This is a genomic window from Agromyces sp. NPDC056965 (assembly GCF_042673425.1).
Taxonomy (GTDB): Bacteria; Actinomycetota; Actinomycetes; order Actinomycetales; family Microbacteriaceae; genus Agromyces.
In genome coordinates this window covers 1-9,264 of sequence record NZ_JBHURI010000116.1, presented here as the reverse complement: position 1 = coordinate 9,264, position 9,264 = coordinate 1, and the positions used below count along the sequence as shown (strand labels likewise).

The 9,264-nt window shown below is 70.4% G+C and carries 4 protein-coding genes; 3 read left to right on the top strand and 1 reads right to left on the bottom strand.

Annotation, left to right across the window (positions count from 1 at the left end):
* Positions 1–21 precede the first annotated feature (21 nt).
* Positions 22–1,617, bottom strand: a complete 1,596-nt coding sequence (locus ACFTQE_RS19030; RefSeq protein WP_376926543.1) for an AMP-binding protein — start codon at positions 1,615–1,617, stop codon at positions 22–24.
* A gap of 119 nt (positions 1,618–1,736) precedes the next feature.
* On the opposite strand from ACFTQE_RS19030, the gene ACFTQE_RS19025 reads away from it, so the two are divergent.
* From ACFTQE_RS19025 to ACFTQE_RS19015, 3 genes are all read left to right on the top strand, one after another.
* Positions 1,737–2,186, top strand: a complete 450-nt coding sequence (locus ACFTQE_RS19025) for a Fur family transcriptional regulator (RefSeq protein WP_376926542.1) — start codon at positions 1,737–1,739, stop codon at positions 2,184–2,186.
* Between the two features lie 156 nt (positions 2,187–2,342).
* The gene (locus tag ACFTQE_RS19020; protein ID WP_376926541.1) at positions 2,343–3,824 is read left to right on the top strand and encodes a catalase; all 1,482 of its coding nucleotides are present in this window, start codon (positions 2,343–2,345) and stop codon (positions 3,822–3,824) included.
* 243 nt (positions 3,825–4,067) lie between these two features.
* Entirely contained in the window at positions 4,068–9,257 is a 5,190-nt protein-coding gene (locus ACFTQE_RS19015) for a family 78 glycoside hydrolase catalytic domain (RefSeq protein WP_376926540.1), read from the top strand.
* The last annotated feature ends 7 nt before the right edge of the window (positions 9,258–9,264 follow it).

Here is a 9,264-nt window from a genome sequence, read left to right as displayed (position 1 = left end):
CGGCATCCGCTCGCTCGCGGCTCAGGCGGTCGCCGCCTGCTCGCGCGCCCGCAGGTCCTTGCGCAGGATCTTGCCGGCGCTCGACTTCGGGATCACCTCGATGAACTCGACGACGCGCACCTTCTCGTGCGGTGCGACGTGCGCGGTGACATGCGCGATGACCGCGTCGCCGTCGAGTTCGGTGCCGGGCTGCAGTACGACGAACGCCTTCGGCACCTCCTGGCCATCGTCGTCGAGCACGCCGATGACGGCGGCGTCGGCGATCGACGGGTGCCCGAGCAGCACGGCCTCGAGCACGGCCGGTGCCACCTGGTAGCCCTTGTACTTGATGAGCTCCTTGAGGCGGTCGACGATGCGGTAGACGCCGTCGGCGGTCACCGTGGCGATGTCGCCCGTGTGCAGCCAGCCCTCGGAATCGAGCATCGCGGCGGTCGCCTCGGCGTTGCCGAGGTAGCCCTGCATCACCTGGGGGCCGCGGATGAGGAGCTCGCCGGGCTCGCTCGCGCCGTCGCCGGCGGGCACCTCGACGTCGACGCCCGTCTCGACGTCGACGAGGCGGGCCTCGGTGTTCGGCACGAGGAACCCGATGGTCGAGCGGTCGAGGTCGTCGCGGTCGGTGGGGATCACGTGCGTGACCGGACTCGTCTCGGTCATGCCGTAGCCCTGCGCGACGGTGCAGTCGATGCGGGCGGCGACGAGTTCGGCGAGCGCGCCGTCGAGCGGAGCGGCGCCCGAGAAGACGACCCGCACGCTCGAGAGGTCGTACTGGTCGACGAGCGGATGCTTCGCGAGCGCCACCGCGATCGGCGGTGCGATGAACACCCAGGTCGCCCGGTGCTCGCTGATGATGCGGAGGAACTCGACGAGGTCGAACCTCTGCATCGTCACGAGCGCGGCCCTGAGCTTGAGGGCGTAGTTCAAGAGGGCCGTCATGCCGTAGATGTGGAAGAACGGCAGCACCGCGAGCACGCGGTCGTCGGGCACGAGGCCGATGGAGCCGCGCGCCTGCTCGATGTTCGCGACGAGGTTCGCGTGCGTCAACATGACGCCCTTCGGGCGCCCGGTGGTGCCCGAGGAGTAGGGGAGCACGGCGAGGTGGGTCGCGGGGTCGAACGAGACCTCGGGCGCCGGATGCCCCTCGCCCAGCAGGTCGCGCAGCGACGGGTGCCCTTCGGCGCCGTCGAGCACCACGAGGTGGTCGTCGGCGATGCCGAGTCGCGTCGCGGCGGCCTTCGCACCGGGGAGGAGCGGTGACACCGTGAAGAACCAGGTGGCACCGGAATCCGTCAGCTGGTTGGCGATCTCGTCGGGCGTGTAGAGCGAGTTGAGGGTGGTCGCCGTGGCGCCCGAGCGCAGGATGCCGTGGAAGACGGTGGCGAACGCGGGCACGTTGGGGCAGAGCAGGGCGACCACGTCGCCGACGCCGACTCCGCGGGCGGCGAGCGCACCGGCGAGGAGCCCGATCTGGCCGACGAGCTGGCGATAGCTCGTCTCGGCGCCGCTCGTGCCGTCGATGAGTGCCACCCGGTCGAGCTCTTCGTCGCTGAGGCCGCCGAACAGGTAGTCGTAGATCGACTGGTCGGGAATGGTGAGGTCGGGGTACGTGCTCCTGGCCATGCGGCGATCTCCTTCGATCTGCGGGTGCAAGCCATCATGCGGCATTCGCGCGGTCGGGGGAAGAGCTGACGACGGCTCGGTTGTTTTGACAGAATCAAGACAACTGATAGGTTCGAGACATGAGCCCGACTGCCGCCGACGAACGCGAAGCGGCCGCCGCCGTGCTTCGCGGCGCGGGGCTCAAGGTCACCGAGTCGCGCCTCGCGGTCTTCGGCGCGTTCCACCCCGGCGAGCACCTCGACGCCGACGAGGTGCACACTCGGGTCGCCGTGTCGCTGCCGACGACGTCTCGGCAGGCGGTCTACGGGGTGCTCGGCGCGCTCGCCGAGACCGGGCTGCTCCGCAAGATCGAGCCGGCCGGCTCGCCGGCGCTCTACGAGACCCGCGTCGGCGACAACCACCACCACCTCGTCTGCACGGGGTGCAGCACGGTGTTCGACGTGGGCTGCGTCGTCGGCGAGGCCGCCTGCCTCACGCCGAGCGAGACGCACGGCTTCCGCATCGCCGTCGCGGAGGTCACCTTCTGGGGCCTCTGCCCCGAGTGCAGTGCGAGCGCCGCGCTGAGCTGAAGTCGAAGCCGGCCCGCCGGCGTTCCCGTACCGCACTCGACACTCCATCCCGCGCCGGATCGATCCGGCGCGCCCGAACTCGGGCGCACCCTCACTGCGCCCCGTCGACCCTCGCGTCGGCGATCCCAGAGAAAGAAACGAAGAGAGAAGGACGCCATGTCGGAATCCATCACGACGCCCACGACGACGCAGACCGGAACGCCGGTCGCCAGCGACGCCCACTCCCTCACGATCGGCGCCGACGGCGCGACGGTGCTGCACGACCGCTATCTCGTCGAGAAGCTCGCCCAGTTCAACCGCGAGCGGATTCCGGAGCGCATCGTGCACGCGAAGGGCGGCGGCGCGTTCGGCAGCTTCGAGGTGACCGCGGATGTCTCGGCCTACACGCGTGCCGCGGTGTTCCAGCCCGGCTCCACGGTCGAGACGCTGCTGCGCTTCTCGAGCGTCGCCGGCGAGCAGGGATCGCCCGACACCTGGCGCGACGTGCGCGGCTTCTCGGTGAAGTTCTACACGACCGAGGGCAACTACGACATCGTCGGCAACAACACGCCCGTGTTCTTCATCCGCGACGCGATCAAGTTCCCCGACTTCATCCACTCGCAGAAGCGCCTGCCCGGTTCGGGCCTGCGCGACGCCGACATGCAGTGGGACTTCTGGACCCTCTCGCCCGAGTCGGCGCACCAGGTCACCTACCTCATGGGCGACCGAGGCCTGCCGAAGTCGTGGCGCGAGATGCACGGCTTCGGATCGCACACGTACCAGTGGATCAACGCCGAGGGCGAGAAGTTCTGGGTGAAGTACCACTTCCGCTCGCAGCAGGGCGACCTGCACCTCGACGCCGAGAGCGCCGAGGCGATCGCCGGAGCCGACGCCGACTACTACCGCCGCGACCTCCACGAGGCGATCGAGGCGGGCAACCACCCCAAGTGGGACCTGCACGTGCAGGTCATGCCCTACGACGACGCGAAGACCTACCGGTTCAACCCGTTCGACCTCACCAAGGTGTGGCCGCACGCCGACTACCCGCTGATCCCGGTCGGCACGCTCACGCTCGACCGCAACCCGCAGAACTTCTTCGCCGAGATCGAGCAGGCCGCGTTCTCGCCGGCGAACACGGTTCCCGGCATCGCGATCAGCCCCGACAAGATGCTGATGGCGCGCGTGTTCAGCTACCCCGACGCGCAGCGGTACCGCGTGGGCACGAACTACAACCAGATTCCGGTGAACGCGCCGCACGCGGCATCCGTCGCCAACTACTCGCAGGACGGCGCCCAGCGCCACGCCTTCAACGCGCCGACCACGCCGGTCTACGCGCCGAACTCGTTCGGCGGCCCGGTCGCGTCGGCCGAAGCCGCTGCCGAGGGCGGCTGGGAGAGCGACGGCGAGCTCGTGCGCGCCGCCTACACGCTGCGCGCCGATGACAGCGACTTCGGCCAGCCGGGCACCCTCTACCGCGAGGTGTACTCGGCCGAGGCGAAGCTCCGCCTGCAGGCGACGCTCGCGGGCCAGGCGGCCTCGATCACGGTCGACGAGATCCGCGAGCGGTTCTTCCAGTACTGGACGAACGTCGATGCCGAGCTCGGTGCCGTGCTCCGCGCCGCGCACGCGACGGCCGTCGCCGACGGCGCTGCGGCGTAGTCGACGACGCCCGAACGGGCCCGGATGCCGCGAAGCATCCGGGCCCGTTCGTGTTCGCGCCCGATCGCGTTCGCGGCGGAGGGGCGGCCGGACGTGGCCGCCCGTTCCCGTCTCCGGGTGCGGCGGCGGCCTCGAGACGCGGCGGGCGGGTTGTCGAAGAAGGGTTGACCGCGGATTCACGAGCTGGATAGGCTCCTGACTGTTCGCTGCAAAATGAATCGTTTCATCAAAGAGGAGAAACGCGTGCGACCCTACTTCCGCAGTGCCGCGGCCGGTGTGCTCATCGCCGGTACGGTCTTCGCATCAGTGCTCACCGCACCACCGGCTCCGGCCGTCGCGGCGTCACGCCACACCGATCGAGTCGCTGTCGGGGCGCTCGAGGCCAACTCGGCCGCAGACCCGATCGGCATCCCGCTCACCGCTCCGCGGCTGAGCTGGCAGCTCGCCTCGGCGAGTCGAGGTGCGATGCAGTCCGCCTACCAGGTGCGCGTCGCGACGAGCGAGCGCAAGCTGTCCCGTCCCGATGTCTGGGACAGCGGCAAGGTCGCATCGGCCGCCTCGGTCGACGTGCCGTTCGGCGGGCCCGGCCTCGAGGGGGCGACCCGGTACGCCTGGCAGGTGCGCGTGTGGGACGCACGCGGGCAGGCCTCGGAGTGGAGCGACGTCGCGACCTTCGAGACCGCACTCGCCGGGGCCGACGACTGGGCGGGCGCCGAGTGGATCGGCGCCGACACGTCGATCCCCGCGGAGTGGACCGACTACACCATGACGTTCACGGCGTCGAAGATCTCCGGCGCCCTCGGCGTGTACTTCCGGGGCCGCGACAGCGGCAACGCCGACATGTGGCAGCTCAGCCAGAGCGAGGGCTCGCTTCGCCCGCACGTCAAGACCAACGGCGGCTTCGCCGTGCTGCCGGCGACGCCGTTCCCCGCGGGCTTCGACTTCGCCGCCGAGCACGAGTACTCGATCACCGTCGACGGCTCGACCGTCGTGACGAAGGTCGACGGCACGGTGCTCGACACGCGCACCGTCACGGCGCACACCGCGCCCGGGCTCGTCGGCTTCCGGACGAACGGCGCGGAGACCGGCCTCGTCTCCGAGGTGAAGGTCACGTCCGAATCCGGCGAGGTGCTGGTCGACACGACCTTCCCCGCGGGCGACCGCACCTTCACGTCGGGCACCGTCTCAGGCGGCAAGCTCCTCGTCTCCGGCAACACCGAACCGTGGTTCGCCTTCGGTGCCGACGTGCCGTTGCTCCGCACGGAGTTCGACGTCGAGAAGAAGGTCGCGTCGGCGCGCATCTACGCCGCGGCACGCGGCGTGTACGAGCTCCAGCTCAACGGCGAGCCGGTCGGCGACCAGCAGCTCGCCCCCGGGTGGACCGACTACAACACCCGCATCCAGTACCAGAGCTACGACGTCACCGATCAGCTCGAAGGCGGCGGCAACGCCCTCGGCGCCGAGGTGGCCAACGGCTGGTACGCGGGCAACGTCGCGATGTTCGGCGACTCTGTCTACGGCAGCGACACCTCCCTGATCGCCCAGCTCCGCATCCGGTACGCCGACGGATCCGAGGAGGTCGTCGCCACCGATGACGGCTGGCGCACGACGAACGGTGCGACGACCTCGGCCGACCTGCTCGACGGCGAGACCTACGACGCCCGTCGTGCGGCATCGCTCGGAGCGTGGTCGGAGGCGGGTTACGACGACGGCGAGTGGTCGAAGGTCGTGGAGCGGCCCTCGGCGACCGGGAAGCTCGAACCACAGATCGACCCGCCGGTGCGCGTCACCCAGGAGCTGACGGCCACCGAACTGCCGAGCCCCGCCGACGGCGTGCACGTCTACGACCTCGGCCAGAACATGGTCGGCCACGCACGGGTGACCCTGCAGGGTGAAGCCGGGCAGACGGCCCGGATCCGCGTCGCCGAGGTGCTGAACCCCGATGGCACGCTCTACACGGCCAACTTCCGCGGAGCGAAGGCGACCGACTACTACACCTTCGCAGGCGACGGCGCAGAGACGTGGGAACCGAAGTTCACCTTCCACGGCTTCCGCTACGTCGAGATCACGGGGGTCGACGAGGCGCCGTCCGCCGAGGACATCACCGGCGTCGTCGTCGGCACCGACAACCTCTCCACCGGCGCGCTCGAGACCTCCTCGTCGCTCGTCAACCAGCTGCAGAGCAACATCGTGTGGGGCCAGCGCGGCAACTTCCTGTCGATCCCGACCGACACCCCGGCGCGCGACGAGCGCATGGGCTGGACGGGCGACATCAACGTCTTCGCCAACACGGCCAACTACAACATGGACTCGCAGCTGTTCCTGACCAAGTGGCTGCAGGACCTGCGCGACACGCAGAGCGCCGACGGCGCCTTCCCGGGCGTCGCACCCGTCGTGCCCGGACGGTTCGACGGCGGCTACGGCCGGGCCGGATGGGCCGACGCCGGCGTGCACGTGCCGTACTCGCTCTGGCAGGCCTACGGCGACACGCAGATCCTCGTCGACAGCTACGACTCGATGAAGCGGTACGTCGACTACCTCGACGCCACGTCGGTCGACCACATCCGCAACGTCGGCGGATACAACGACTGGCTGAACCTCGACGACGACACCCCAGCGACGGTCATCGACACCGCGTTCGTCGCGAAGGGCACCCGCGAGTTCGCCGAGATGGCGGCGGCGCTCGGCCGCGACGACGACGCTGCGCTCTACATGGAGCGCTACGGGGCGATCAAGGCGGCGTACGGAGCGGCGTTCGTGGGCGCGGACGGCACGGTGCGGGGCGACTCGCAGACCGCCTACATCCTGACGATCACGAACGACCTGATCCCGGCAGGGCTCGAGGACGAGGTCGCGGCGCAGTTCGTGGAGACGCTCGAGCGGCGGAACAACCACCTGTCGACCGGCTTCCTCGGTGTCGACGGACTGCTGCCGGCCCTGACGGAGATCGGACGCACCGACATCGCCTACACGCTCCTGCAGAACACCGACTACCCGTCGTGGGGCTACGAGATCGGCAAGGGCGCGACCACGATCTGGGAGCGCTGGAACTCGATCATGCCCGACGGCACCTTCGGGCCCGTCGAGATGAACTCGTTCAACCACTACGCCTACGGCGCGGTCGGCGAATGGATGTATCGCACGATGGCGGGCATCTCCGCGCTCGAGCCCGGCTACCGAAAGGTGCTCATCGCGCCCGAGACGGGCGCCGGCATCGATCACGTCGCCTCCTCGGTCGACACGCCGTACGGCGAGGTCGCGTCGTCGTGGCGCACGGATGCCTCGGGCGCGATGCAGCTCGACGTCACCGTTCCCGCGAACACGACCGCCGAGATCCGCATCCCGACGACGAGCCGCTGGGCGATCACCGAGGGCGGCAAGCCCGCGGCATCCGTGAAGGGCATCGAGTTCGTGCGCTACGCCGACGGCGACGCCGTGTTCGCGGTGGGCTCGGGCGAGTTCTCCTTCGCACAGGACGTGACGCTCGGCCGCCTCGGCGACACCCGTGACGCGGCATCGGCGACCGAGGACCAGGTGTCGGCGCTGCGCAAGGACGGCGCGCTGACGAAGTCGCAGGCGAAGGCCCTCGACGACCTGGCCGACGAATTCGACGATCGTGCCGACACAGCGTGGGACGCCTTCGTCGACGGCAAGAAGGGTCGGGAGCGCGACGTGCGCACCGCGGTCGCCGCGCACAAGACGCTGAGCTCGATGCAGGCGATCACCGCCTACCTCGATCGCGAGGTGGGGCGAGGCGCACTCGCGGCCGGAACCGCCGACACGCTCCGGGCGATCCTCGCTCCGGCCGCCGAGAAGCTGGCCGCCGCGTGCGCGACGCTCGCCGGCGCGTCGGTCTCGCTGACGACGCCCGCCGAGGGGAGCTTCCCGGGCGACGCGGCCCGCGCCGTGATCACGGTCGACGTCAGCGGCAAGAAGAAGCTGAGCGACGTCGAGGCCGCACTGTCGTCCGCCGACGGATGGACGGTCACCGCGGTGGTCGCCGACGGCGCCAGGAAGTACACGCCGGGCTCGTCGACGACGTTCGCATTCGACGTCGCGGTCCCGGCCGACGCCGCCCCGGGCGGGTACGGTCTCGAGGGCTCGCTCCGCTACCGCTACGACGGCACCGAGGTGACGCTGCCGCTGGCGGCGCAGCTCACGGTCGCCGCGCCCGTGACGGTCGGCGCCGTCACGGTCGAGCCGGCGTCCGCCCACCCCGGTGAGGTCGTGGTGGTCGCCGTCGACCTGGTGAACGGCACCGCGGGTGACCGATCCGGTTCGGTGCAGGTGACGGGGCCAGAGGGCTGGGCTCCGGTCGAGGCGGCGTTCGAGGTCGGCGCCGGGGCATCCGCCCGTTCGACGGTCGAGGTCGCCGTGCCCTTCACGGTCACGGGCGGCGCGGCGGCACTCACCGCGGCCGTCGGTGCATCGGCTGAGGAGCGGGGCACCGCCTCGCTCGCGGTCGAGCTCTCGAACACGCCGGCCGTGGTCGTCGACCACGTCGACCTCGGGCTCGCGGCATCCGAGCAGGCGCACGGACTGACCGCGTCCGAGCACTCGGGCACGTCGCCCGAGGCGGGGCTCACCCGTCGGTACACCCACACGTCGTACCCCGGGGGCTGGTTCGAGTTCGACGTCGCTGTTCCGGCCGGCGAGCCGTTCGTGGTTCGCACGGTCGAGACGTTCGACGCGGCGCGGCAGAAGACCTACGACATCTCCGCCGACGGCGAGACGGTCTTCGAGCAGCGGTACACGCGCACCGAGGGCGGTGCCGGCACGATGAGCTCCCAGTTCGTCGTCGCCGCTTCGGACGCCACGGCCGACGGCACCGTGCGACTGCGGTTCCAAGACGTCGACGGCGCGTACGACCCCTCGATCGCGGACGTGTGGATCCTTCCCCTCGCCGCCGGCCTCGACGCCGGCGAGAACGTGCTGGCGGGATCGACCGTCTCGGCGCGCACCAGCCTGCAGGCCGGGCCCGGCTGGGGCACGGCGAACCTCGTCGACGGCAAGCGCGAGAGCCTCGCGGGCGGCGCGAAGGGGTACACCTCGAACGGTCCCGACGTGTCGCAGACGGGAGTCGACCAGTGGCTCGCCTTCGACCTCGGCGAGCCGAAGTCGCTCAACACGGTCGTGCTCTACCCGAGGACCGCCACCGCCGACGACAAGGCCGCCGACGGCACCGACGGGGCGCACTTCCCGAAGTCGTTCGCGGTGCAGGTCAGCGATGACGGCACGACGTGGACGACGGTGCGCGAGGTGACCGGGCAGGCCGACCCCGGGCCGAGGCCGCAGGCGTACGGGTTCGACACCGTGCAGGCGCAGTACCTGCGCGTGCTCGTCTCCGAACTCGGTCGTCCGACCGCTGAGGAGGGGCGCATCGGGTTCTACCGGCTGCAGCTCGCCGAGGTGCAGGCGTTCGAACTGCCGTAGTCGGAGT